The organism is Pseudoalteromonas sp. OOF1S-7 (genome assembly GCF_022347765.1).
Lineage (GTDB): Bacteria > Pseudomonadota > Gammaproteobacteria > Enterobacterales > Alteromonadaceae > Pseudoalteromonas.
The window spans coordinates 41861-66493 of sequence record NZ_JAKRFZ010000016.1; the positions used below are offsets into that span (position 1 = coordinate 41861).

The following is a 24633-nucleotide window of genomic DNA, read 5'->3' on the forward strand; positions in this document are numbered from 1 at the left end:
GTTATGATAAATAGACGTCTTTAAACAGCGCATACTGTTGTGAATTCATAAAGTTCTCACTGTTACTGATATCACTCAGCTCCTGCTCAGAAAATTGGATATCAAAGGTCTCTTTCATAAAGGTCAGCAACTCGATAGTATAATCGTGCTCGTCAGTGATCAGCGCAACCTGTAGCATGATTAAGTAGCCATAGGCGCCGCCAGCGTTTCGATATAATGCATCCAGTGCGATACCAAACGCTTCGCGTTTATGTCCTAAATGAGCATGCACCATGGCCTTTTCCATTAAGATTGGCGGGCTTGAACGAACATCGTCAGACAGTTGTTCAAACTTCGTCAGCGCCTGCTCGTACTGCGCCATACTGCGGTACAGGTTTGCTTTCAGCAGCCCGTGATCCGCTTCTTCACTTTCCTTGAGTAAAGTCTCGCAAAATATCTGATGCTGCTCTCCCTCACAGGTTTCAACAGAGCGAAATAGCGTTTCGTGCACGATTGGCAAGGTTTTTATTTCTGCAGGTAATTGGTGGTACTTTTCAAGCGCCAGCTGAGACTCTTTCTTTTCCAGGTGGTCAGTGACTGCTGATATCACCTCTTCATGTCCAGCAGATTTAACCTGCTGATCATACTCTGCAAAAAAACGCACCAGACTGGAGCGGTAACTCAGATTATTAACATCGACCAGTTTATAGCCCTGTTTAGTCAGGGTAATATCAACCAGTGCAAAGGTGCCATTATTGTGGGAGAAGATATAGCGGCTTAGCCAGTAGTCACCGACTTCCCGGCTATGGCTGTATACAATATGCTCAAAAGAAGCCAGACCAATGATTGCCCCTATCGAAACATAGGCACTCTTCATCGCAAACTTTGGGTCTGCCATCCCCAATTCATTTTTCACGTAAGCTTCACTGGCATGTCGGTCGATCATGGCCAGCAACACATCCTCATTAGGGTTTTTAAACAAATACTCCAGCTTTCTGTTGGCTTCGTAAATAGTGGCTGAAGTTTCCAAAAACGTGGCTTTGTTAGTCGACGCACAGCCAGACACCACACAGATTAAAACCAGTAGACTCAATAACCGCTTCATAGTGACTCTCCGACAAATTTCATCTTGGTTTTATTTTCAAGTTGTTTGATAAAGTCCTGAAATAAAGTGTAATGAGGGTTGCTCACAACCTCTGTGACGGTCCCACCAAAACCACTATACTTATTCGCCTGTTTGAGCTTGCTAAGGTGTGCCGGTACTGCCTCAACCGGCACAAATTCCTGCAAAGCCTTGTACCGGGCATGGAAAGTCACCCGGCGGCGGTCATACTCCATGGCACTATCAATTTGCACATAAGGATCGGTAAAAGATTTCTGATAAGCCAGCGCACTAAAGTCCACATCTGCCGGCATCAGTAAAGTCACACGTTGCGACAAAGACAAAGGATACGCCTTGGCTAAAGGCTGTTTACGACGCACTGTCTGAGGGAGTTTAACATACTGACTGACATTGCCGGCCGAGAGATAAAACTCAGCCGCGCCATTCTCTCCCGGTTGCCAGAAATCAGGTACCCAGTATGATTCAATGACTGTGATGACATTTTCCCTGCGGTTGTCGGTGAAGGAGATCGGCATTTTAACTTGTACACCCGGATAGAATTGGGCGTAGTAGTTCAAAGAATGTTCCTGAAATACCTTTTTCTGCGATGAGGCCAGCTGATAACGCAGGCGCTCAGCCTGCCAGCCATAATACTGAGATTCAATCCGCCACTGAACTGGCGAGACGTAATCTGGTGCAATGATCATCTCATTGATATCAATACCATGGCGTGCTGACTTTATGTTAACTTCGGTCAAAGAACCGGACTGACTATCGACCAGTAGCGCACTGCCATAGTCAGGCTGAAACAAGCTATTCAGCTTACTTCCCTGATAGTTAATGGTCGGATCAACCCAGAATGTTTCACCGTCCAGAGTAAAGTGGGTGATCACATGATTAAAGGCACTATGAGTGGGTAAATACTCACTTATATGGGCACGCTTATCTGTCGAAACCAGGGCTGGCTGGGCGTCAACATCCAGTGCTCGCAACAGGGTATTCAGCAGCAAGGTTTTATCCTTGCAATCTCCAAAACGTTTCTCATACACCAGATGAGGCATGTTGGGTTGATGCGAATTCACGCCCAGCTCCAGACCGAGATAACGGATCTCATCCTGTACAAACGTGATCGCCTGCTCAATGGCCTGCTGTTTGGGCAGGGCTTTTAATTCACGAATATATGCCTTGAGTTCAGGGCTATGCTCGGTTTTAACTTTAAACAACTCAGCAGCCCAGGACTGCACTTCCAACCAGGAGTTGAACTCGGTGAACTGAATATAAGGAAATGGACTGAACCAGTCAGGCAGCTCGTTCTCTACCGTGTGTGCGATACTGTTTTCAACTTTCACGGTATAGGTTTGTTTGCCATCACTATGCTGGTGCTGAACCTGAGCAGTGAGGTTACCAAAGACTTTATGCGTCACTTGCTTATCTTCTGGCAGAGTCAATTTAAAGGTCAGCAGATCAACCGCAACGCCCCAGCCAAGATTGTCAAAATAACTGAACTGCTCACCCAGAACCGGGTTTTTGCCTGATAAACTATAGCGATAATCAAGCTCATCGCCGACACGAATATCCTGAAGTAAGATCAATGCGTCAAACAAGCCCAGATACATGTTGTTTTTCTGGTCATCTTCCGCGTTGATCACTTTAATATCCTGTGGTGCTAACTGGTAAACGGCTTTGCCGTCACGCCATACCGTGACATTGTGAAACACCAGTTGCTGATAGGCTGGGTTAAAGCGCACTCTGACCGTGCTGCCCTCTTGTACTCCGGCTGCATCGGTAAACACAAAACGATTATGAGAAACCGTCGTCAGGCCAGCTAAATCGCTTACCTGGCGGTCGACCAGGCGATAGTGAAGTGGTTTTCTCAGGCTTTCTGGCAACGCAGGCAATGATGACTTTGAAACCCAGGCCGGGGCCGATGAAATCGTCACATCAGGGCGTTCACCGAGCGCCCTGGCAGGATTAAACCAAACCATCAGGACGATGGCGAATAGGATGTATAGTTGCTTCATAATACTCAACTTTTTACTCTTCCCTGAACAGCTTAAAATGGCTATCAGGCATCTTTTTGTACATAAACACATCAGTTTATACAGACAGATCAGACCTAACAGGCAATTGCCAATTGCTTACTGCCTGTCCGCTTGGCTGTTTTTCCCTACTGGCTGGCTGGTTTTTCAGAATAAGCCTGAGTGCCCCACAAAGGAACGGTCGACAAGCTATGCTTAAAGCTACCTGAGGTTTCTTTGGTGGTATAAGACAGGTACATCAGCGTCTGATGCTCCGCATCAAAAATGCGTCTGACTTTCATGGCTTTAAAAAACACACTTTTTGACTGCTTGAATACCACGTCACCCGATTTGCTCTTATCTATCTGCGCTATCATTTGTGGCGTAATTTCACCTGTCTGACGACATGCAATGGAGCTGTCACTGGGATCGGATAAGCTAAGATCAGCCTCTACGCTGGCCACATGGCAAGTCACGCCGGTCACAATCGGATCTGTCATCGAGTGTAATTTAATGTCTTTGAGCGTAAATAAACCGAGAGATACATCGCCAACTTCGCTATCGGAGCAGGCGCCCAGTAGCATCATCGCCGGGAGCAGTAATAGTCTTTTTTTCATTCTCTTTCCTGAGATGTGTGATTTTCTTCAGTCTACCATTGTTGCGCAAAGCTGCTATGAAAAATATCACGCGTATAATGCATTGGCATAATGCCCTGACTGGTATTTATCATATTGTGGGCTAGTTTTATGAATCTATTCATTAATAACTAAGGTAACCCATGGAACTGACACACCTTTCAAAAGCCACAGCAGAAAAACTCAAATTACTGGTTGAGCGGATAGAACAAAGCCATATACCGCCTTCAATGCTGGATGAAACCCTCAATATCGCCACCTGGAATATTCGTGACTTTGGTAAACGACGACGCAGTGAGCTGGCCATTACGCTTATCTCGCGAATTTTGTATCAGTTTGACCTGATTGCTATCACCGAGCTGAGAGACGATTTAACCGATTTTAAGCGGGTGATGCGTCAACTGGGGCCAGACTGGCAGTTTGTGATCAGCGACTGGCAAAGTGACTTTGGTGGCAACTGGGAACGCACCGCGTTTGTTTACGACAAACGCATGGTGCAGTTTACCGGCCTGGCCGCAGAAGCGCAGCCAGACAGGCAAAAAGTCGATGACCAGTATATCAGCGAACAATCCTGGTGGCGTGCCCCGTATATGGCTTCTTTTAAGGCTGGCAGTTTCGACTTTATGATGCTGGCCATGCATGCCCGCTGGGGTACGCGTCCCGGCCGCGAGCAAGAGCTGGCCAGTTTTGGCGACTGGATAAAGAGTCGCTGGGTCGACAACGCCGATACGGTATTTGATGAAGACCTGATTGTGGTTGGCGATTTCAATATTCCCCGCATCGGTGATCGCTATTATCAGGCGCTCACCCGCTCAAGCGGGTTACAGATGCCGCTGGCACTGGCAGAAATCAACGACACAGCAGCAAGCGCCGGAGATAAACGCTATGACCAAATTCTGCATCGTGCCAGGCATGCATTTAGCTATGCCGACAAGGGCGGCGTGATCGATTTTGCAGCACAAGGTCTGATGGCTGCGATATTTGATGATACCGGCATCCCTGAAAGCAAATGGACCTATGAGCTGAGTGACCACTTTCCACTTTGGGTTCAAGTCAATACCAATAATGAATTAGCCATACTTAACAACATCATACAAAACGAGTGACAAAATATTACCCGAATAATAGACAAGTATTTCATTTAATAGCACAATGCATTTTGACGAACGATACCTGAGCGCTTAAATGCATTGCCAGCCTAAAGGTAGGGAATACTTGTTGGTGGCAAAGAGCGGTGCCAGAGTGAGTCTGAGAGATTGGGACCGGCAGGGCCGAATGTCATCCAGAGAGTGGTATTCTTTCAAACAGGCTGGCTATCAAGGCACTGTGACAGGATATCTTCGTTAACCAAATTAAGTGTAACGATGACTTCAATAAGGAAGAAGCAATGAAAGACACGAAAACCCTCACGTTAACTCTGATCTCTGGCGCACTGGCGCTGTGTACGATTTCTCAGGCGCTCGCTGCGCAATGCAACATAGTGATCCCCTCCAGCCACCATTTGGTCGATGGTAATACGCTGGGTGTGGTCGCCGGCGATACCATCTGCCTGGCAGCCGGTGAGCGCGGTCCGCTGCGTATTCGCAACGTACACGGTGAAGCCGGCAACCCGGTGGTGATCCGCAACGAGAATGGCACAGTCACAACCTCCCCTTACGAGTACAGTATTGCCGTCGAGCAATCTTCTCAGCTGCGCATTACCGGTAGCCGGGATGAAGCAGGTTACGGTATGCGTCTGGGCGGCACAGTCGGCATTGGTGGGCTGAGCGAATACATCGAGATTGATAACCTTGAAATCTACCGTGCACGTTTTGCCGGGTTATTGATTAAAACTGACCCGACCTGTGACCCCGCCACCTGGCAGGAAAATTTCACCATGCGTGGACTGCGGGTTCATCATAACTATATTCACGACACCGAAACAGGCGAAGGCATGTACATAGGCTACACAGGGAAGAGCCGCAAGCTGGAATGTGATGGTGTTGTAACCACTGTGTACCCTCACAAGCTGGCTGATGTCGACGTATACAACAACACCCTTGAAAACATTGGTGCCGATGGTATTCAGCTCAACTCGGTGGCAGGAGATGCAACGATCCGCAATAACAAGATCTATCGCACCGGCGTCAGCCCGTTTGACCCTAAATATCAGAACACCGGTATTCAGGTTGGCGGTGACTATGTAGCAGTGACGAATAACCTGATCTATCGCAGCGGTGGTAATGGCATGATGCTCGATGGCGACGGTTTAATAATCCATGACAACCGTATTCTGTACGCCGGAGAAAATGGCATTTTTGCCCGTAACCCCGCGCAACAGGACAGCACTATTAGCGGGGGCGAGGCGCATGTCTACAGTGAAAACCTGATTGTGCATCCGGCCAGTTACGGCATTAAACTGTATGCTGTCAATACCGCAACCCCTAACCTGATCACAGAAAACACCATTGAAGATCAAGGTCAGCGTGATGCAGCCAACCGTCCAATGACCTACTCTTATCTGAACAATCATGTGTTCAGACAGGAGCGTAACAACCGCCACTACGTGGTTGAGCAGTAGTCATTAGACCCTGTCAACGGTAGCGCCTGTACCTGGCGCTACCATTAATTTTTCTGACCTCTGAGTCACAACTTTCCCTGCGAAGCCGTATTCGTCACATACTGATCCAATTCAGGATTTTGATGCACGCGCGCAATGCGCTGTTGCAGACTGGCAAGCTGACTGCCGCTCAGGCGCTGCTGTTTTACATGCTTCAGTGACAAAGGGTTAATGGGCTTACCGTTTTTGTGTACCTCATAGTGTAAATGACGGGCCTGCGACAACCCGCTGTTACCCAGATACCCTATCACCTCGCCCTGCTTGACCCGTATGCCCGGTTTCATGCCCCTGGCAAACCCGTTCAGGTGCGCGTAAAGGGTCTCAAAGTCATTGCCATGTCGGATCACAACCCGGTTACCAAAGCTACCACCCCACCCCGCTTTTTTGATGGTGCCATTGCCCGCGGCAAAGATAGGTGTGCCAACGGGCGCGCCAAAATCCAGCCCGGCGTGCAACCGGGTATAACCGAGAATAGGATGCTTTCGACTGCCGAATTTTGAGGATAAACGCGCGCCATTTAACGGGGTTTTCAGCAAAAAACTCTGCGCAGGACGCCCGTCGGCAAAGTAAAAGCCGCTTTGCGCGCCCTCTGCATCATGGTGATATACCGCCAGCTCTTCTCCCTGATTCTGAAGCCGGGCAAAGCGTAACTGGCCGGCCTGCTCCAGCTGCTGCTCCAGGCCGTCTTTGGTCATTAAAATGGCTTTGTCATACATCAGAGTCAGTGCATCGCCTCGGTGTATTTCCCGCTGAAAATCAACAAAGTGAGAAAACACGGTAATGCTCTGATTGACCACATCCAGTGGCACAGAATCAGCAATCAGCGACTCGTACAGGCTCTGCGTAATGGCAACATCGTGCACCGCCTGAGCCGGACGGGTATCGAGCTGATAACGGCGTTTTAGCCATTCGCCCGTCATTGAGATACTCAGGCGCTGCGCAAATCCGCTAGCCACAGTGACTGAGTGCAATTGACCCGCAGTGAGTCCTATTTTTACTTTTTGCCCGACTGGCAGCTTGCTGAGATCCACTTCAGGGGCCATCAGCTTCTGCAACTTATACGCCTGACGGTCACTCAGGCCGAAGGGTTTCAGTAGAGCAATAAACGACTGACCCGCGGACAGGGTCAGAATCTTATGTTCAATCGGTGACTTTTGTTCAGGCTCAGCAGGCGACTGAAAAGGCGCTACTTTTTCGCTTGTTTGCTCTGTATTTGGTTCGGCCTCTACAACAGCTGGCTTGCACAGCAGGTCGCTTTGTGGCTCTGTCTGCTCAGGTAAATCTGACACAAGTGTGCTTAGCACCATGCCCACAGGAATGGCGATCATCAGATGGTATTTCATAGTTTAGTCCTTTGAGAAAATGCTCAGCGGGTCGAGGCGCTCTCCGTCAGCCAGTATTTCGAGATGCAAATGGGCCCCGGTGACACGACCACTGTCACCTAAAGTGCCTACCACATCACCGGCCGATACCCAGTCACCGGATGACACAGCAACGCTATCCAGGTGTGCATATAAACTCTGATAACCATTGCTATGCTGAATGAGTACCACCTTTCCATAGTTTTTGGGCAGGGTAGCATCATCGGCAACCAACACTTTGCCTGTAGCAACGGCCTTTAATGGCGCGCCTTTTGCGGCAACCAAGTCAACCCCGCCATGAGGTTTGTGGTCACGAAATGCTGACACATGACCAAAGTGTGCACTGATCTCATATTCACTCAATGGCCACTGCCAGTTCGGGGTCTGGGGGCTTAACAAAGGCCTCACCTGAAAAGAAATTAATGCGCAGCACACACCTATCAACAGCAGGTTAATGAAGACAAAGTGATGCCGTGCTTTAACTGGCTTCATGATCTGCACCAGTCGACTCTTATAATCAGCCAGCGACAAAGCCTCAGAAGCAAATCCTGCAACTGCATTGGGGGTCTTGTTTAGTGTGCTATGTTTGAGTGCATCCAGCAAAGTTGCCGCATATTGCTGCCGGTTAATGCCATAGCGCCTTATGGTTTGCGCATCGCAGCGCGCTTCCATGGCATTGATAAATGCCGCTTCCATTTTGGCAATCGCCGGGTTAAACCAAAACAAACACCGCAGTAACTGCCATACCATAATTGCAATATGGTCTTTGTGAGCCAGGTGCGTGATTTCATGAAGTAGCAAGGTTTGCTGTTTATGCTCTGGTAAAGCACAAAAGTAATGTGGCATCACGATGATCGGCTTTTTAATGCCCGTTGCAAACGCCGTACAATTCAGCGGCAGTACATACACAGGTACCTGGCGGCTGTTAATCTGAGTGAGCGATGAAAAAGACGCACAAAGGTCTGCCCGAAGCGGCTCAGCGCAGGCCATTAAAGCACGCAGGCTGGTGAGCTTGTTCAGTAAGCGCGCTCCCTGGCGAATACTTTGCAGCACAACCAGCAATGTTAGCGCAATAAACACCCACAGCCAGTTCCACTCATAGTTCGTAGTCAGTAAAATCTCCGTGTTTAACTGCAACTTGCCCGTCTGCTGTGCAAAATCATAGAGTATCAACGGGACAGACTCGTTTGACGTCATATCTGGCAGCGGAATGAAAGGCACAAAACTCAGAGCCAGCACAGCCCACCATAAACCAGGAGACGCAGGGTGATAACGACTCAGAAAACGGCCCACCCGCACCAGAGCAACGCTCAGAAGACACCAGAGTAACAAATTACATATCACTGCAAGTAAGGTTGCCAGACTCATCCTATTGGCCCCGCTTAGCCTGCTCAGACAAAGAGGCCAGCAGGTGCTCCAGCTCTTCAAGCTCCTGCGATTCTATCAGGCGACTGTCGGCAAACATGGCAACCGGTAACGGACCGTCCAGCTCCAGCACATTCCTGGCAAATTCCTGAGCGTAAGCGGCCAAAGTCGGTACTTTTTCAACGCGGGCCATGTAAGATTTTTTATTGCCCTGCTCGCCAATGCTCAACAGCCCCTTGTCCCCCATGCGCTCAAGTGTTTTGCGTGTCGAGGAATAAGACCAGTTAAAACGCTCAGCAATGGCATCGTGAATTTCTTTGGCAGTACGCGGTTCCTGTTGCCACAGCAGCTTCAGGATCTCTAATTCGGTGGTGTTAGGTTTCATATCTGTTGTTGTTTTAATGTGACACTTGTCGCACTTTAACAGCTAAAAAAGTGCGACACAAGTCACACTTCCTAACATGACAACAAAAATTAACTCACAGCGACTGATAAATCACCCCACTCTCTTTGCATTGCGCAAGCTTACGATACTGATTCGGGGTTGTACCCGTTACAGACTTAAAGGCACGGGTAAAGGGCCCGACGGAGGCAAAACCACTCTCCAGCCCAACCACCAGCACGGGCCAATGCTGATTATTGGGATCCCGTAACAGCTTTTGTGCATGCTTGACTCTCAGCCGGTTAATATACTGATTGAAGTTGTACTGCCGCAACTGGGGCTTCAAGGCTCGGCTCACTCTGTATTCTGGTACATCCAGCGCTCTTGCCAGATCGGCGACTTTCAGATTAGGCCGCAAAAAGGCTTTATCTTCATTGATTAACCGGTTGAGTGCTTCGCACAATGTCGTATCTTCCGTGCCTGAGCCGACAGCCTGAGTAACAGTTTGAGTAATCGCCTCAGCAGGCCCCCTTGCATCTTCAACTCTGCCGGATAGGCCAAACCGCCAAAGTAGCTGAATTTGCGTACTCATTAGTACCACCAAAGTGATAATTGCTACAGTCCAGTCTTTGAGTTCTGGCGAGCTTGCATAATAAGACTGTAATGATTTACTCACCCCCACGGCCAACCCAAAGGTGAGCAAAAACAGGAGTCGCTGTGCTTTTTCTGTTTTGCTGCTTTCATTGTAACCCCGGCATCCTTCCCAAAAAGACAGCACCAGTACACAAGAAGACAGCAAAGTTGTCAGCTCAGATAACACACCTGACAACACAGTATAGGGATCACTGAGCGATACCCAGTGCGCATTGGCGAACAAATAGCCTTGCTTTATTACAACCAGCAGCGCAATCACTATGGCCAGCGCAATATGAACCAGACCTATCGCTTGATCTTTACGAAACATGCTGCGGGCCAGCAACCAGTAACAGTTACAGGTGGCACAGGCGCCCATGCCAATCAAATACTGGTAAGCGCCCACTGAGTGACCAGTAATCTTTTTGGCAGCAATCATAGCCAGCGAGCCACAAAATACCGCAAATAAAATATGCGCCGTTTGTTTGTGTTTCACACTGAGCTGCATCAGTAAACAGACAAGGCATGTGGCCAATGCCAGATAATGAAAAGATTGTAGGGTCATAAACGGTGTACTCATTGTGGTGCGCTCAGAGGATCATAAATGCTGAATCCGCTGGCTTCAATTTATGGTTGTAAGAAAACATTACAAGCTGCGTATTTAAAATTTGGCAAAAATACAAAAAACCTGTGCCGACTTTCAAATCCGGTGCGACGTCTCTAAAAATAAGTGCCACATTAGCATTCAAATCAAACAGTTAAAATGTGGTAAACTTATGCTAACGCTCATAAAAGAACAACTTATGCCATCCTGGTCGGCAGATAAATGCCTTCAGGGTGTACTCAAAAGCTGGATAGTCATCGCGCTACTTGGTCAGTGGGCCTTTGCCGTTTATATTCTCAGCATTTATGCACTGCCTTTGCTTATTGGCGCACCAGAGCATGCCGATAAGGTATCTCCGGCACAAGGTTTCGACAGTAGTGGCGGCTTTAATTCCTTAATGTTTTTCGGGCATATAATTCCCGCTGCCCTGATGGCGATGAGCGGTATCTTTCAGCTCTCGCCGGGAATGCGTCAACGGTATCCACGCTTTCACCGCTACAACGGCCGACTCTTTTTAGTGCTCGGTATGAGTGGCGCCCTGACAGGCCTGTACCTTTCATGGGGTGTTGGGATCCGTTTGAGCGATATTGGTGCTATGGGTGTCACGTTAAACGGTCTGCTGATCCCCGCTTTTGTCTTCCTGGCCTGGCGCAGCGCCCTGAACAAGCAATTTGCCGCGCACCAGCGCTGGGCAGTGCACTGCTTTATTCTGGTCAATGGTGTGTGGGCATTTCGTCTGTTTCTGATGGGCTGGTATGTGATAAATCAGGGACCCAACGGTAACACGCGCAGCCTGGATGGCCCGGCAGATATCAGCTTATCATTTCTGTGTTACTTGCTGCCTATGTTGGTTGCTGAGCTGTATTTCTGGGCCAAGAAACGCCGTTCAGACTCAGCAAAATGGCTTGCCACCACTGCCATCGGTGTCGCTGCCCTCATTACTTTGATTGGTGTCGGCGCGGCTACGATGATGATGTGGAGCCCAAGAGTGGTGATGATTTTCAATAATCTGGTCTGATATGCGACGTAAACCGGGTGTCTTGACTTTACCCGGTTCTGCTTATATCCCTAAATATAGGTGACCGCTCAAAAAGTTGACCTCAGACAACGCCCTTTTTAGCAATCGTGGTACTTTTTACGGCGGTAATATGGGATGGCCAGAACACGCTGTGCCACCACGATGGGATTGAGTAATTATGGATACACTTCAGCTGATAGGTAGCCTGCTTGGCGGTCTGGGGATTTTCCTGGTCGCCATTGGTATGATGACAGACGGCCTGAAGCTCGCCGCCGGTGCATCGCTGCGTAAGGTGCTGGCAACCTGGACGAAAACCCCGCAACGCGGCATTGCCTCGGGCTTTTGCATGACCGCACTGGTGCAATCGTCCAGCGCGGTGACCGTTGCTTCACTGGGATTTGTTAATGCGGGCCTGATTACTATGCATCAGGCGCTGGGTATTGTTTACGGTGCCAATGTCGGCACTACCATTACCGGTTGGCTGGTTGCCGCAGTTGGGTTTAAGTTTAATATTCAGGCCATCGCACTGCCGCTGATTGGCATAGGCGCATTGATGAAACTACTGCGTCCGCAATCCCGGCTGGCGTCAGCGGGCCTGGCGCTGGTTGGCTTTGGCTTATTTTTCATTGGTATCGATATTCTTAAAGGCGCGTTTGAACATGTCGTCGCCACCTTCGATCTAAGCCAGTTCACCGCCGAGGGGTTGACTGGTATGCTAACGTTTTTGCTGGTTGGCATTGTAATGACCACGCTAACTCAGTCATCCAGCGCGTCCATCGCACTAACAATTACAGCAGCAGCCAGTGGCATGATTGGCCTGTATGCTGCAGGTGCCATGGTAATCGGTGCCAATATTGGCACTACCTCTACCTCAATACTCGCAGCGATCGGTGCCACCTCTAACGCCAAGCGCGTGGCCGCGGCTCAGGTTGTGTTTAACGCGCTCACCGCCCTGGTAGCCTTTGTACTTTTACCTGTACTGTTTTATCTGATCACCGAGATCACCGGATTTTTTAATCTGACCGCCGATCCGGCGCTGTCACTGGCGCTGTTCCATACCCTGTTTAACGTACTGGGCGTGATGCTGATCTTTCCACTCAATAACCGCCTGGCAAGCTTTTTAATGAAGCGATTTTGCAGCGTCGAGGAAACCGCAGCCCGGCCACGGTTTTTGGATAAAACCATTGCCCAGACACCGGCACTGGCAACTAACGCGCTGCTGCTCGAAACCAAATTAGTGGCCGATAAACTACTGGCGCAGTACGAAAAATCCCGTCAACCACTGGACGCTCTGGCCATTGAACAAGCGATCCAGACCATTCAGAAGCTCTGTCAGCACATTAGCAACTTTATTGTCACCGTGGAGCAGTCGGCCCTGTCGGAAGAAACCACTGGCCTGCTGGCCAAACTGATGCGTGTTGAACACTACCTGATTACCTGCAGCCACTGTGTCGAAAAGCTGGCCCACTTGCAGCCACAAAGACAACTGGCCGAACACCCCGAATTGCACGCCCAGCTTCAGGAATATCAGTCGCAGCTGGGGCATTTTATGAAAACCAGCCTGACAGCCGAGTCGATGAGTGAAAGCACTTTAACCGCCGCACTTGAACAACTACAGCAGCTGCATGACGACGTTAAGGACGATCTGATCCTTGCCGGTACCAATGCGACCCTGCCAATCGACAATATGGTGGTCAACATCAATGGCCTGTCCGATATGTGGCAGCTGACACAGCAGTGGCAAAAAGCCATGTTATTGTTATATTTGATAGAAGCGCAATTGAGCCCGGAGCAAGGCACCAGCAGTACGGAGGCTTAGATCACCACCCCGATGGATCACGAGCCGGGCAAACGTAACAGGAGCAAGGCATGGCATCAGTATGGGGCGATTATGCGGCCTGGGCAGGCATTGTCTTTTGCCTGTCTCAGTCGGCAATGTTTTCGGGGCTGAACCTGGCATTTTTTAGTCTCAGTCGCTTACGCCTTGAGGTTGAAGTTGCCCAGGGCAACCCGGCAGCAAGAACCATCTTAGCACTGCGCGAGGATTCTAATTTTTTGCTGACGACCATTTTGTGGGGCAATGTGAGCATCAATGTGTTGCTCACTTTACTGTCGGACTCTGTGATGGCCGGTATGGTGGCGTTTGTGTTTTCCACCGTGTTTATCACCTTGTTTGGCGAGATTGTACCGCAGGCCTATTTCAGTCGTAACGCCATGCGCATGGGTGCGCTGCTGGCACCCGTGCTCAGGTTTTATCAGTGGCTGCTCTATCCGGTTGCCAAACCTTCAGCCGTGCTACTCGATAGCTGGCTCGGCAAGGAGGGCATTAACTACTTTCGTGAAACCGACCTGAAAAGCGTGATTGAAAAGCACATTGAAGCGGAAGAAGCCGAGGTCGACAGACTCGAAGGCATAGGCGCAGTTAATTTTCTGACCATAGACGATACTTTGGTATCGCAGGAGGGCGAGCTTATCGACCCGCGCTCTGTCATTACGCTGCCCAGTAAGGTCGACTTTCCCATCCTCCCTGAAGTCCAGCGCAGTTGCGATGACCCATTTTTACAACAGGTAAATGCCAGCGGGCACAAATGGGTGATCCTGGCCAACGAAGCCCGCCAGCCTTTGCTGGTGATGGACGCCGATGGCCTGCTGCGTGCCGCACTGTTCAATCCAGAGCAACCCTTTGAGCCCTACGAATTTTGCTTCAGGCCCCTGATCATCCACAGTGCCGACATGAATCTGGGTGATGTGCTTAAACATCTTAAGTCTGCCGAATCCCTGGACCCGGACCACGACGGCGACATTGAAGTCGACGTGGTGCTGGTCTGGACCGAACAACCCCGCATCATTACCGGGGCAGATATCCTGGGTCGGCTGTTAAAAGGCACCGGGGAAGTGGCGGCGCAAGCTTAGCCTGAGCCACCACTGCATGCCGTTATGCGTTTTGGTCTATGTGAACAGTCGTGCGAACGCTACGACGCCTGATTGGGAATAATCTTGATCTCCACGCGGCGGTTTTGTGCTTTGCCCTGCTCGGTGTTGTTGCTGGCGACAGGCTGAGATTCCCCCATCCCTTGTGCATGTATACGTGCCGGGTTTATCTGGTAGGACAGCAAAGACTGCTTCACACTGTTTGCGCGTTGCTCAGAGAGGGTCTGGTTAAATCCGGCTGAACCGGCCGAGTCCGTGTGACCAACGATGGTCAGAAAGGTTTTGTCATATTTTTGCATGACCCGGGCAATCCCCTGCAATGTTGTGTTAAAACCCGGGCTGATGGCCGACTGGCCGGTGGCAAAGGTGATATTGGCAGGCAACACCAGGCGCATCTGATCGCCCTCGCGCACCACTTCTACGCCGGTGCCCGCCAGCTCTTCGTTAAAAGCCGCTTCCTGTTGATCCATATAATTGCCAATGGCCGCACCGGCAATGGCGCCTACCGCCGCACCAATGGCAATGCGCTTGTCTTTATGATTGCCCGTGGCTTTACCCAACACAGCGCCCGTTGCAGCACCTATCGCCGCGCCTTTGCCGGTGTTGTTCATTTCACATCCCGACAAGGCAGCCAGTGCAGCGGCACCCAGTAGTATCTTATTGATTGTCATATTCATTCCTGAGTTAAACGTCATTATCACAATTATTGCAATAAATGATTAACTCGAACTGAAGCAGTGGTGAGCAGACAAGCAAGGTGCCAGAGTGGCATTTATTCAGTCACGCAGCTTGCAGGACAGCGCGTAGTGGTTCTGTTAGGATGCTTTTTTACCTGTTAAACCTTTGGAAAGCCCTTGAAATTGTCATATATATCTCGCTTACTGGCGTTACCCGCGCTGCTGTTGACGCTGACAGCTCAGGCCGTGCCTGTCTATGTACAAGCCGGACCGGGGAGTTTTAATCATGCCGCACTGGACTTGCTCGCTGCCCGTCTGTCCGGAGATTATCAGCGTCATTACTCAGGCACCCCGGCGCATACCTATGCCAGTGCGGCGCAGGCACAGACCTGGGCTTTCAGCGCACTGGCCAACTCCACCATTGAAGGGCAACTGGTCCCGGCCATTGTGGATGCAATGCGCAGCTATAAGGTCACGGAACTTAGCGCTGCCGTACATATGCCCATCAAGATGTGTGTATTTGGTTTGAGCAAGACCGGTAACATCACGCATGCGGCATCCCACCCGGCAGCCCTGAAACAAGTAGGCCGCTGGCTCAGTGCGCATCAGATCCAAGTAAAGCCAGTACCTAAAGGCACCAACGAAGCCGCCCGCTTACTCGCTGACGGCCAGTTTGACCAAAACACAGTGGCAGTAGGCAGTTGCGCACTCAAAGTGGTGTACCCACAGCTGACGTTGCGTGAGATAGGCATTCAGGACAATCCAGATAACCACACTCTGTTCGGCCTGATGAAGATGGAAAAGCGGCCTCAACCGATCAACGAGAACGAAGCGCGCACCGCACTGGCGCAAGTGGTTAGCCAGGCCAATACGCTGATAAATACTCGCACAGACTCAGCTAAAGTGCTGTTCTCACATATCAATCAGCGCCTTGCCCAGATGCAGCCTGTGGCACTGTTTAAAGCGCAAAAACACAAGCCCGTGGAAGATCTATCCCGAGAAACCCAGGTACTTTCAAAGGCACTGGATGAAGCCCGTCAGCAGTGCCTGGACAGCGCCAGCGTGAAGGCGTTTTTCCAGGCACAAATGGATGCAGCCAAAGCCATTCAATATCGATACCGGGCACAATGGCTGGCCGAGGGGGTGCCCAACAAAGACGCTGACCTGGTTCAACTAAGAAGTACATTAAATCAACTCGGCGCTGCCATACTTGGGACCCTGACCCATCACCTTGCCAGCCACGGTAACCTCACAGGAGAACTGACAGGTTTGTTTAATCAGACAATAGACACCAACAAGTTGTCAGAGCAAGACAAAGCCAGGCTCTTTTCAGCACTGCAAGACGTGCGCCGGGTGAACAACTGCGCTATCACGTCTGTGTAGTATAAACGTCGACTACTGTAATGGTCGCAAGCCGGGTTGGCTGGTCTGTTGATTAGCATTGTGCTGGCAGACATGTGTGTTGTTCATCACTTTTCGACGCAGTCAGCCGTGGTATTACGAAAGTAACAGCATTTTCAATGACGTTAGAACAAAAAAACCGCCATCACAATCATGATAGCGGTTTTTTTTACTGAGAGGGGAACCTGTCCCCTTAGCGATCTCTGATTGGGTTACTTCTTCACTCGACGCGTGAATAACGCCAAAGACATCAGTAGCAGCGCAAATGAGCCAAAAGAACCACTGTCTTTTTCAGGCTGTTTAACTGTGACTTTGATGTTCTCCGTTGACGATGCACCAAAGGTATCCGTCACGGTAACCGCAAACTCCAGTACTTCATTTTGATTGACAGAAGGCGCCACTACACTCAATTGTGCATTGCTTCCCGACACATTCACACTGGTACCAGATACCTGTTCCCAGTTAAATGTCAGCTCATCACCATCCGGATCCACAGAAGCTGACGCGTTCAGTTCAATACTCTTACCCGATGCAATCAAGGTTGAGTTAGCAGACAGCACAACCTGAGGTGCATTATTTTTAGCAATAGCGACGGTCACCAGCTGTCCCGACTTAGCGCCAAACTCATCCTGTGCAATCACTTCATATACCAGCGTTTTACCAACCAGCTCTTCATCAGCCTTGATCTTTACCGTGGCTGTCTCGCCAACCGGCGCTGAGTTTTCACTTGAACGATTCACCCAGGTATAGGATAACGCATCACCCTCAGGGTCCGTTGTACCGCTTGCATCTAAAGTAAACTCCAACCCGCCTCGCACATCGATATTCGCTTCTGCAACCTTGATCACAGGTTGCTTGTTCTCATCGATAGTGACAGTCACGCGTTGTTTAGATGTCGCGCCGAATTCGTCAGTGGCAGTCACTTCATATGTCTGAGTCACTGTCTCGGTGACGACAGGCGCGATAGGCGTAAATGCCTCCTCTGTGCTCAGTACAACTTCAGGTGCGCTCATATCAGTCCAGGTCAGCGCATAGCTGTCACCGTCCGGATCCGTTGTACCAGTTGCATCCAGAGCAATACCCATACCACTTCTTACACTTAGGCTGGTTTGTGCCAGTCTGATGGCCGGGCCGAGATTCTCACGCATTGTCACATCAAATGCTTTCAGCGTGACATTATCGCTCCCCAGACTGACAGACGAATCCTTAATGTACTCAAAAACAACCGTGTTTGGTCCTTTATTCAGGTCAAACGATGCTGTCTCATACGCCAGGTTCTCGCCGCTTTGTCTAATCACTTGTTCACCATTAAGGTAAACATTGAAAAAGTCATAGCCAATCTCTGATGACAGCAGGTACTCGAAGTTAATTCCCAATGCTAAACCATGGTCAATTTCAGCCATTAAGATCGACTTTTGTGAAAGTTCAGTCAGATTTGGGTTTTCTTCTCTATCTGATATATCACCGCTGATCAATAGTGGCGCTGAGGTGCTATCTTCAACAACCTCTTCGCTGAGATACCAAGGCTCATCACCACCGGTGTACCATCGAGCAACAGGTTCAGCAGACATGTGTGCATTGATGTCCACCTCGCTGGCCGGGATCTTTTCATAGCTGTAAGTACGACCTCGCGACGCAATGTTCTCGTTTACCAACTCGGCATTTAGCGTGAATTGGCCTTCTTTGGCACTTTGTGAAGCAGATACTGATACCTCACAAAACTGGCCAGGTTCTACCACATTTGCTGTACAGTTTTCAGCAGCAATGGACACTCCGGCAGCTTGTTCAGACAGCACTAGGCCAGTGATCTGAACCGGGCCATCCGACATGTTTTTTAACCTGACTGCGACTGCGGTATCTGGTTTATCCGCAATCAGAGTTTCTGCGGGTTGAAACCCGACGTATTGTTGATTTCGATTTACCCAGGTATTTAAAACCGCTACATCAGCGTACACACCAGGTTTGAATTCATAAGCACATCCATCTCCCCAACTGACCACGCCGACCTGGATCCAGCGATTATCGCGGTTGACGATAAGCGGACCGCCACTATCGCCCTGACAGGAATCTTTACCTCCCTCGTCAAAGCCCGCGCAAATCATACTATCTGAAATTTGACCATCGTAATGTTTGGCATCATTACACACTTCGTTTGAGATATAAGGCACATCTACTTCATGTAGTTTATCTGGCGATGGACCGCCCGCATAGAGTGCCCCCCAGCCCATTACTTTGAAGTTTTCACCCACTACATAGCTGCGCTTCAGCTCATCATCAGCCAGCTCAATTGGCTCAATTCCTGCGACCGGATTTGCAAGAGTCAGTATCGCTATGTCATTGTTATAGGTATACGTATCGTGATACTGCTCATGCATTACAATATCAGTCACTTGGTACAGCTCACCCTGGCTCTCGTCTGTAAGGTCATGACTGCCAAACTTAACCGCAAAGTCACTGGCACTCCAGCCTTCAACGCAATGCGCCGCCGTCAGCACTTTGTTAGGTGCAATCAGCGACGAGCCGCAATAGTGACGAAATCTCTCACCATTGAAGACTTGCAAGCTCCCCATAAAAGGATAAGCAAATGGCGTGGTTTCCCCACCACCCACGATTCTGACATCATCCATTGCGCCGCGAAGTTGAAGTGGTTGTTTTTCTTTCGCAAACGCAACCCCGGTCAAAGAGGTGGATGCCAAAGTGAATAAAAGTACTTTTTTTATTGTCGATTCCATGTAAATTTTCCTGATTTAATACTACTTGTTTACTTAGAGCATAACAGTCGACAAATTATCACAAAAGGTTCCTAAATATAAAACAAAATATACATTGCACAGCCAAATGCGCAAAAATCAGTCAATAAATGTCTGTGTGGAGAATAGAGCGTGAATACACAATGTAGAAAAGGGTTAACTTCTGGCGAATGGTGTGGTTTTTCTGGACGGTAAAAAACTAAAATTGACTGACCAAGGTGTCCTGGCCAGTCATTATGGTCGTTTCACAGCCCCGATATACGAGACTGCCATTCTTTATTTAGAGTGTATCATCCAGCCATGTGAAGAATTCACGCTGCCACACAATGCCGTTTTGTGGCGAGAGCACCCAGTGGTTTTCTTCAGGGAAGTACAGGAAGCGGCTTTTCAGACCGCGCAGTTTGGCTGCCTGGAATGCCTGGATCCCCTGCTCCAGCGGTACGCGGTAATCTTTACCACCGTGGATAACAAACATAGGCGCATCCCATTTATCAACGTAGCTGACTGGGTTAAAAGCCGAATAAGTTTTGTCGGTTGCTGCGTTTTTATCCCAGTACGCCCCACCAAACTCGTGATCCACAAAGAAGACCTCTTCTGTACTGCCGTACATACTGCGCAGATCGAAAATACCGCAATGGGCAATGAAAGACTTAAATCGACCATCATGATTACCCGCTAAATAAAAGGCAGAATAGCCACCAAAGCTGGCGCCAACAGCGGCAATGCGCGACTTATCAACGTACGGAGCCTTAGCAATCTCATCAATGGCATCCAGGTAGTCCTGCATCACTTTACCACCCCAATCCTGGGTAATGTCTTCATTCCACTTAACACCATGCCCCGGCATACCGCGACGATTCGGTGCTACCACAATATAACCCTGTGACGCCATAACCTGGAAATTCCAGCGGAAAGAGTAAAACTGTGACAGCGCCGACTGCGGTCCGCCTTGTAAATACAGTAAAGTCGGGTACTTCTTACTTTCATCAAAGTTGGGTGGATAGATAACCCAGCTCAGCATATCCTGGCCATCTTTGGTCTTTACCATCTGCTTTTTAACGGTTGGCAGGTCCATATTGGCATAAAATGCATCATTGACCTTGGTCAGTGCTGTCATTTTTTGGCTTTTCAGATCAAAGCGGTAAATTTCCTTCGCTTTGTTCATGCTGTTACGCGTTACCACCAGGTGTTTATCCAGTGCTGCGACAATGCCGTTCACATCGAACTGGCCTTTGGTAAGCTGTTTAACGAGCGGTCTGGCTTTCGGATTGGTGGTCACTGAGACCTGGAATAACTGGATCGTGCCGTCAGTCGGCGCCACAAAATAAATGTGTTTACCGTCTTCGCTCCACTTAAAGCTATTTACCGTACCATCCCAGTGTGCGGTCAGGTTGATGTTGTGATTTTTAACTCTGATGATGATGTCGTTCTTATCAGCTTCGTAACCTGGTGTGGTCATTTGCAACCAGGCCAGATGCCCTTTTGACGAAAATGCGGGGTACTTGTCATAACCAGGGTTACTTTCAGTCAGATTCGTGGTCTGCTTGCTGGCCAGGTTGTAACGATAGATATCAGTATTGGTACTGGCAACATATTCTGCACCGGTGAGCTTTTTACTCACATAATAGATGTTCTCACCTTTAGGTCCCCAGATGTAATCACTGCCGCCGCCAAATGGAGAAGTCGGGCTATCAAAGGGTTGCCCCAGCATGATGTCGACTTTTTCTTCTGTTTTCAGATCCTGATAAAACACATGCTTATAGCTGCCATCTTTCCAGGTATCCCAGTGGCGATAGTTCAGGTCATCAAATACATAGGCGTTTGCCTGGGTCAGTGCTGCATGCCTGTCGGATGCCAGAACCGCCTCTACTTCGACCTTCTCGTGGAACAGCTTTTTGCTGCCATCCACAGAGATTTTGCTGTTTGCCAGCAACCCCTGATAATCATCCAACAACTGCGGTGTACCGCCCTTAAGCGGTACCTGGTAGACTTTGCTGGCAAAATTGTTGTGCTCAACACTGGGCGTGGTCACTTTGTAAATGACGTGAGTGTTGTCTTTATTTAACCCCAACGCGCTTACGCGCTTTACCTGCCAGAGCTTTTCCGGGGTCATCACCTCTTTGGCGGCAACGCCGGTTGTTACTGCCAGCCCCAGGCCAGCATATGCAAGAATTCGCAACATCGCGAAATACCTCCGAAAGTTTAATCCCGGCTAGACTACCTAAATCAGCAGAAACTTAAAAGAGGCTACGACGAGTGGCTTTTTCCGGATGGGGATCCGAACGCCAAATTGGGTTTTGTGAAACTGTGTTTAAAATCGGGGCTACCGCAACTTTGGTCAAGACCTGCTGTATCACAGGCGCCTGAGACATAAAAGTCAACGCTTGTCCGCTAAGCAATAACCAGCTTTATCCTCAGAGCCTTATTCGCAGCAGTGCTCAACCACCCGGTAATTTTCAACTGCGACTTTTTATACACTCAACCGGCCTGAGATAAACGAATGAACCACACCACACCCTTGCCATATTCTGAACAGTCGATATTCAACCAGTCATTTATTCTTACCCGCAAGTTTGTAATAAGGTGTAATTGATGTTGAGTTTTTAACAAAATAGACTAGTAAGCCTGTTTATTTCGTTACTTTTGCCACCGCGATATTGTACAAATTTAAGCCACCCTATATATGCTCGATATGAGTATTAAATTCGATAATACCCGGCTTTAAAATAGTGAATATCAGCAAACTCAGAAGATAATGTGCGCAGCCTTTATCTGCTAATTGAGTTACCTGGATTGTAATACAGCAAGACAGAGTGCGAAGTGCGGGTCATGTCGAGAGGAAAAGGTGTATACCCACAATGCAGAATCCAATATATGCCTGATTAACTGTAATATCAAAGCACACAGGGATATTAATATGTTGGTATCACCACAAGGGTTTAGTACTGTGCATATCAGTGATAAGGAATTTTGCCAAAAAAGCTTTACTGTAATACCTGTGGCATTTTTAATTGATGTTGTTGCAAAAACCAAGATCGTCGCCAGTGCTATGTTGGAAAAGGTAGTGGATAGTATTCAAAAAAAATTTGGCTTCCTTGTACCTGTAATAGCAATGGTCAGCGAGTCGTGCGGGCATAAACAGGTGCTGTTTGAGCGAGGCGCGCTGGACTATGTGAGCTACCCCTTAATTCCCGCAGAATTACTACATCGGCTCAACTGTCTGAAACACATACTGACCTTTAATCAGAATAGCGATTTAAATAGTAAAAATCTTGGGAATAAAAAAGCACGTCTGGCGAACGACGCGGTTGAGATTTTACGCGCCAGATTGTCTGAGAATGTCACTCTGGCTGAACTGAGTACGGCCCTTTCAACGAACAGAAATACCCTGGCCGAAGCATTTAAAACACATATGAATACATCGATTTTTAACTGGCTGAGAGAGCAACGAATGCTCAAAGGCGCACGATTACTGGCCGAAACGTCGTTAAGTGTGGTTCAGATTGCAGAGCGCGTGGGCTATACCGATGGCAATAATTTTTCTACCGCGTTCAAAAAACAGTTTAATATGTCGCCTTTGAACTATCGCAAAGCGCGTCAACGCAGTGCCACAGCGCTGTATGGAAAAAATAGCATAAACCGGTTGAGCCTTTAATGTGCCGCCGCAGGTATTGATTGCAAAAACTGTCTGCGCGCCTCAAAGCGTGCTGCTGGTACATACGGCCAGTAATCTGCGTTGCATAAAGCCTGCGTAAACCCGTCCAGGTCATTATTGACTATGTATTCCTGGATTACTTTGCGGCTGAGTGGCGTGTAGTGTCCGCAAAAGTGTAAATCACCCACCATTGTCTTAATCTTGCTATCCAGCGCCGGCCAATTGACCTTGCCATAGGCTGCCACGCAGTCGGATTTGGCGCAAATGCTTTGCACGTCCTCCTCAACGGCCCGCCAGACCACTTCAAATAGTTTTTGCTGTACCTGCTTACTCAGCCTGAGTTGCGACAACTGCTCAACCAGGATAAAACGTTTCACGTCTTCGCCTGCTAAACCCGCCGCTTTAGCCAGCACACAGGTCGTGGCAAAGTCTAATCCGGCACGGGATAAATCATAAATGATCTGCTCAGCAGAGCGGTCCTTGCAGTCATAACCCCGCACAAGTATCAGCCCGGCGTTGTCGCCCGATACGCACAAAACGCCTTTTTGGCAACAAGCCTTACGGTTGTGTTCCTGCTCCCAGGTAAACTGACTGAGTGAAGTGGTCGTGTAAATCTCGGGCTGCACTGATGGTGCCGGTGCATCAATTTCTTCCATATCAGGCATAGCGGGTTCTATTTGTGTCTGATCATATGGCCGAGTTTGTCCTGCGTTGTCTGTCGGCCGAAACAAGCCCAATGCCTGAATGCGCTTGACCACACGATTGCGAATAACCTGTAGTGCGCCATTCAGGCGCTTTAACCCTTTTACCATAAAATGAATAAGCAAAACCGTTGCCGCGCCGCCCAGGCAGGCCAGCAATGGTTTATCAATATCAAGAATTAATTGACTCTTTATGCCATGCAAGCGCTCAATCGGCAGATAGGAAGATAACAGAAACCCACAGCTCGTGCTGATACTCAGTTTTATCCAGTAACAGGAGGTAAACTCGCCAAGGAAACGCATACTTTTCAGATAGTGCCCAGCAATTGCCCGGCTGATAGCCGCAGCCCCACAGCCGGCAGCGCACAGGTAAAGCATAAAATTAGCGATCCATGACCAGCCATACATGCTGGACAGCGTTTGGTTTAACGTCGCACTGGTGACATAAGGTGACATCGCCAGCGCGCCGACACTGAGTAAACAAACCAGTAGTACCAGAAGTAACTGGCGTACCAGCGGGATTGCCCCTAAAAACCTTAAACGGCTGTTTTCATGCGCCTGGATCAGCTGAATACAGTCAGGTTTTGCCGGGGCTATCAACCCAGTAAGCTGTTTGTGCGTTTGCTCAAGCAGCGCGGTGTCTTGCTCTGATAACCCCTCACCATTTTGCTGCTTGCGTGTCACAGCAGCAAAAAATGCATTCGTTTCGGGTTTTACCGCGATACCCTGCATACTGGCGTAGCGGAGTATCGTGTTGAGTTCATCAATACGTTTATTTATTAGCATACACATTATCAATTTGCGTGTTGGAGATGCATTCGT

At 49.1% G+C, this 24633-nt stretch carries 18 protein-coding genes; 7 read left to right on the forward strand and 11 right to left on the reverse strand.

From position 1 onward, the window contains the following. Position 1: 1 nt before the first annotated feature. From MHN33_RS19035 to MHN33_RS19045, 3 genes are all read right to left on the reverse strand, one after another. Positions 2-1084, reverse strand: coding sequence for a hypothetical protein (locus MHN33_RS19035; RefSeq protein ID WP_239400345.1), 1083 nt, complete (start codon positions 1082-1084; stop codon positions 2-4). Then, on the reverse strand, positions 1081-3102 hold the full coding sequence (locus MHN33_RS19040) for a DUF3857 domain-containing protein (protein WP_239400347.1): 2022 nt from the start codon (positions 3100-3102) through the stop codon (positions 1081-1083). Before MHN33_RS19040 ends, MHN33_RS19035 begins: the two co-directional genes overlap by 4 nt. A gap of 146 nt (positions 3103-3248) precedes the next feature. Continuing rightward, positions 3249-3716 (reverse strand): CreA family protein, encoded by a 468-nt coding sequence (locus MHN33_RS19045; protein WP_239400349.1) that lies wholly within the window; start codon positions 3714-3716, stop codon positions 3249-3251. Between the two features lie 161 nt (positions 3717-3877). On the opposite strand from MHN33_RS19045, the gene MHN33_RS19050 reads away from it, so the two are divergent. Continuing rightward, entirely contained in the window at positions 3878-4840 is a 963-nt protein-coding gene (locus MHN33_RS19050; protein ID WP_239400350.1) for an endonuclease/exonuclease/phosphatase family protein, read from the forward strand. A gap of 281 nt (positions 4841-5121) precedes the next feature. Further along, positions 5122-6294, forward strand: coding sequence for a right-handed parallel beta-helix repeat-containing protein (locus MHN33_RS19055; protein ID WP_239400351.1), 1173 nt, complete (start codon positions 5122-5124; stop codon positions 6292-6294). A 65-nt stretch (positions 6295-6359) separates the two neighbouring features. On the opposite strand, the gene MHN33_RS19060 is transcribed toward MHN33_RS19055, so the two are convergent. From MHN33_RS19060 to MHN33_RS19075, 4 genes are all read right to left on the reverse strand, one after another. Beyond that, positions 6360-7676 (reverse strand): peptidoglycan DD-metalloendopeptidase family protein, encoded by a 1317-nt coding sequence (locus MHN33_RS19060; protein ID WP_239400352.1) that lies wholly within the window; start codon positions 7674-7676, stop codon positions 6360-6362. Between the two features lie 3 nt (positions 7677-7679). Beyond that, positions 7680-9062, reverse strand: coding sequence for a M23/M56 family metallopeptidase (locus tag MHN33_RS19065; protein WP_239400353.1), 1383 nt, complete (start codon positions 9060-9062; stop codon positions 7680-7682). Position 9063: 1 nt separating this feature from the next. Further along, positions 9064-9444 carry a crosslink repair DNA glycosylase YcaQ family protein gene (locus MHN33_RS19070; RefSeq protein ID WP_239400354.1) on the reverse strand — a complete coding sequence of 127 codons (381 nt, stop codon included), beginning with the start codon at positions 9442-9444 and terminating at the stop codon, positions 9064-9066. Between the two features lie 94 nt (positions 9445-9538). Further along, the gene (locus tag MHN33_RS19075; RefSeq protein WP_239400356.1) at positions 9539-10639 is read right to left on the reverse strand and encodes a helix-turn-helix transcriptional regulator; all 1101 of its coding nucleotides are present in this window, start codon (positions 10637-10639) and stop codon (positions 9539-9541) included. Between the two features lie 211 nt (positions 10640-10850). Here MHN33_RS19075 and MHN33_RS19080 point away from each other — a divergent pair, with 211 nt between their 5' ends. The 3 genes from MHN33_RS19080 (at position 10851) to MHN33_RS19090 (ending at position 14609) form a co-directional block, all read left to right on the forward strand. After that, entirely contained in the window at positions 10851-11696 is an 846-nt protein-coding gene (locus MHN33_RS19080) for a DUF2306 domain-containing protein (RefSeq protein WP_239400358.1), read from the forward strand. 178 nt (positions 11697-11874) lie between these two features. Then, positions 11875-13515 carry a Na/Pi symporter gene (locus MHN33_RS19085; RefSeq protein WP_239400360.1) on the forward strand — a complete coding sequence of 547 codons (1641 nt, stop codon included), beginning with the start codon at positions 11875-11877 and terminating at the stop codon, positions 13513-13515. Positions 13516-13565: 50 nt separating this feature from the next. After that, on the forward strand, positions 13566-14609 hold the full coding sequence (locus tag MHN33_RS19090; protein WP_239400362.1) for a CNNM domain-containing protein: 1044 nt from the start codon (positions 13566-13568) through the stop codon (positions 14607-14609). A 59-nt stretch (positions 14610-14668) separates the two neighbouring features. Here MHN33_RS19090 and MHN33_RS19095 read toward each other — a convergent pair whose 3' ends face one another. After that, positions 14669-15298 carry an OmpA family protein gene (locus MHN33_RS19095; RefSeq protein ID WP_239400364.1) on the reverse strand — a complete coding sequence of 210 codons (630 nt, stop codon included), beginning with the start codon at positions 15296-15298 and terminating at the stop codon, positions 14669-14671. A gap of 183 nt (positions 15299-15481) precedes the next feature. Between MHN33_RS19095 and aroQ the strand changes: the two genes are divergently transcribed. Next, complete coding sequence (aroQ, locus tag MHN33_RS19100; RefSeq protein WP_239400366.1) at positions 15482-16687, forward strand: gamma subclass chorismate mutase AroQ; 1206 nt, start codon at positions 15482-15484, stop codon at positions 16685-16687. A gap of 230 nt (positions 16688-16917) precedes the next feature. Here aroQ and MHN33_RS19105 read toward each other — a convergent pair whose 3' ends face one another. Together MHN33_RS19105 and MHN33_RS19110 are read right to left on the reverse strand one after the other, a co-directional pair. Beyond that, a complete protein-coding gene (locus MHN33_RS19105) occupies positions 16918-19437 on the reverse strand; it encodes a serine protease (RefSeq protein ID WP_239400368.1) in 2520 nt (839 codons plus the stop codon). Positions 19438-19735: 298 nt separating this feature from the next. Continuing rightward, positions 19736-21637: a S9 family peptidase gene (locus MHN33_RS19110; protein WP_239400370.1), complete on the reverse strand. Its 1902-nt coding sequence runs from the start codon at positions 21635-21637 to the stop codon at positions 19736-19738. A gap of 735 nt (positions 21638-22372) precedes the next feature. Here MHN33_RS19110 and MHN33_RS19115 point away from each other — a divergent pair. Continuing rightward, complete coding sequence (locus MHN33_RS19115; RefSeq protein WP_239400372.1) at positions 22373-23110, forward strand: AraC family transcriptional regulator; 738 nt, start codon at positions 22373-22375, stop codon at positions 23108-23110. Here the strand turns inward: MHN33_RS19115 and MHN33_RS19120 are convergent. Continuing rightward, complete coding sequence (locus tag MHN33_RS19120; RefSeq protein WP_239400374.1) at positions 23107-24597, reverse strand: hypothetical protein; 1491 nt, start codon at positions 24595-24597, stop codon at positions 23107-23109. The two genes, MHN33_RS19115 and MHN33_RS19120, sit on opposite strands and share 4 nt — an antisense overlap. Between the last annotated feature and the right edge of the window lie 36 nt (positions 24598-24633).

Excerpts from the sequence above, each read along its gene's own strand:
- MHN33_RS19035 (WP_239400345.1), bottom strand. The coding sequence starts at position 1,084 with ATGAAGCGGTTATTGAGTCTACTGGTTTTAATCTGTGTGGTGTCTGGC.
- MHN33_RS19040 (WP_239400347.1), bottom strand. The coding sequence starts at position 3,102 with ATGAAGCAACTATACATCCTATTCGCCATCGTCCTGATGGTTTGGTTT.
- MHN33_RS19045 (WP_239400349.1), bottom strand. The coding sequence starts at position 3,716 with ATGAAAAAAAGACTATTACTGCTCCCGGCGATGATGCTACTGGGCGCC.
- MHN33_RS19050 (WP_239400350.1), top strand. The coding sequence starts at position 3,878 with ATGGAACTGACACACCTTTCAAAAGCCACAGCAGAAAAACTCAAATTA.
- MHN33_RS19055 (WP_239400351.1), top strand. The coding sequence starts at position 5,122 with ATGAAAGACACGAAAACCCTCACGTTAACTCTGATCTCTGGCGCACTG.
- MHN33_RS19060 (WP_239400352.1), bottom strand. The coding sequence starts at position 7,676 with ATGAAATACCATCTGATGATCGCCATTCCTGTGGGCATGGTGCTAAGC.
- MHN33_RS19065 (WP_239400353.1), bottom strand. The coding sequence starts at position 9,062 with ATGAGTCTGGCAACCTTACTTGCAGTGATATGTAATTTGTTACTCTGG.
- MHN33_RS19070 (WP_239400354.1), bottom strand. The coding sequence starts at position 9,444 with ATGAAACCTAACACCACCGAATTAGAGATCCTGAAGCTGCTGTGGCAA.
- MHN33_RS19075 (WP_239400356.1), bottom strand. The coding sequence starts at position 10,639 with ATGACCCTACAATCTTTTCATTATCTGGCATTGGCCACATGCCTTGTC.
- MHN33_RS19080 (WP_239400358.1), top strand. The coding sequence starts at position 10,851 with ATGCTAACGCTCATAAAAGAACAACTTATGCCATCCTGGTCGGCAGAT.
- MHN33_RS19085 (WP_239400360.1), top strand. The coding sequence starts at position 11,875 with ATGGATACACTTCAGCTGATAGGTAGCCTGCTTGGCGGTCTGGGGATT.
- MHN33_RS19090 (WP_239400362.1), top strand. The coding sequence starts at position 13,566 with ATGGCATCAGTATGGGGCGATTATGCGGCCTGGGCAGGCATTGTCTTT.
- MHN33_RS19095 (WP_239400364.1), bottom strand. The coding sequence starts at position 15,298 with ATGACAATCAATAAGATACTACTGGGTGCCGCTGCACTGGCTGCCTTG.
- MHN33_RS19105 (WP_239400368.1), bottom strand. The coding sequence starts at position 19,437 with ATGGAATCGACAATAAAAAAAGTACTTTTATTCACTTTGGCATCCACC.
- MHN33_RS19110 (WP_239400370.1), bottom strand. The coding sequence starts at position 21,637 with ATGTTGCGAATTCTTGCATATGCTGGCCTGGGGCTGGCAGTAACAACC.
- MHN33_RS19115 (WP_239400372.1), top strand. The coding sequence starts at position 22,373 with ATGTTGGTATCACCACAAGGGTTTAGTACTGTGCATATCAGTGATAAG.
- MHN33_RS19120 (WP_239400374.1), bottom strand. The coding sequence starts at position 24,597 with ATGCTAATAAATAAACGTATTGATGAACTCAACACGATACTCCGCTAC.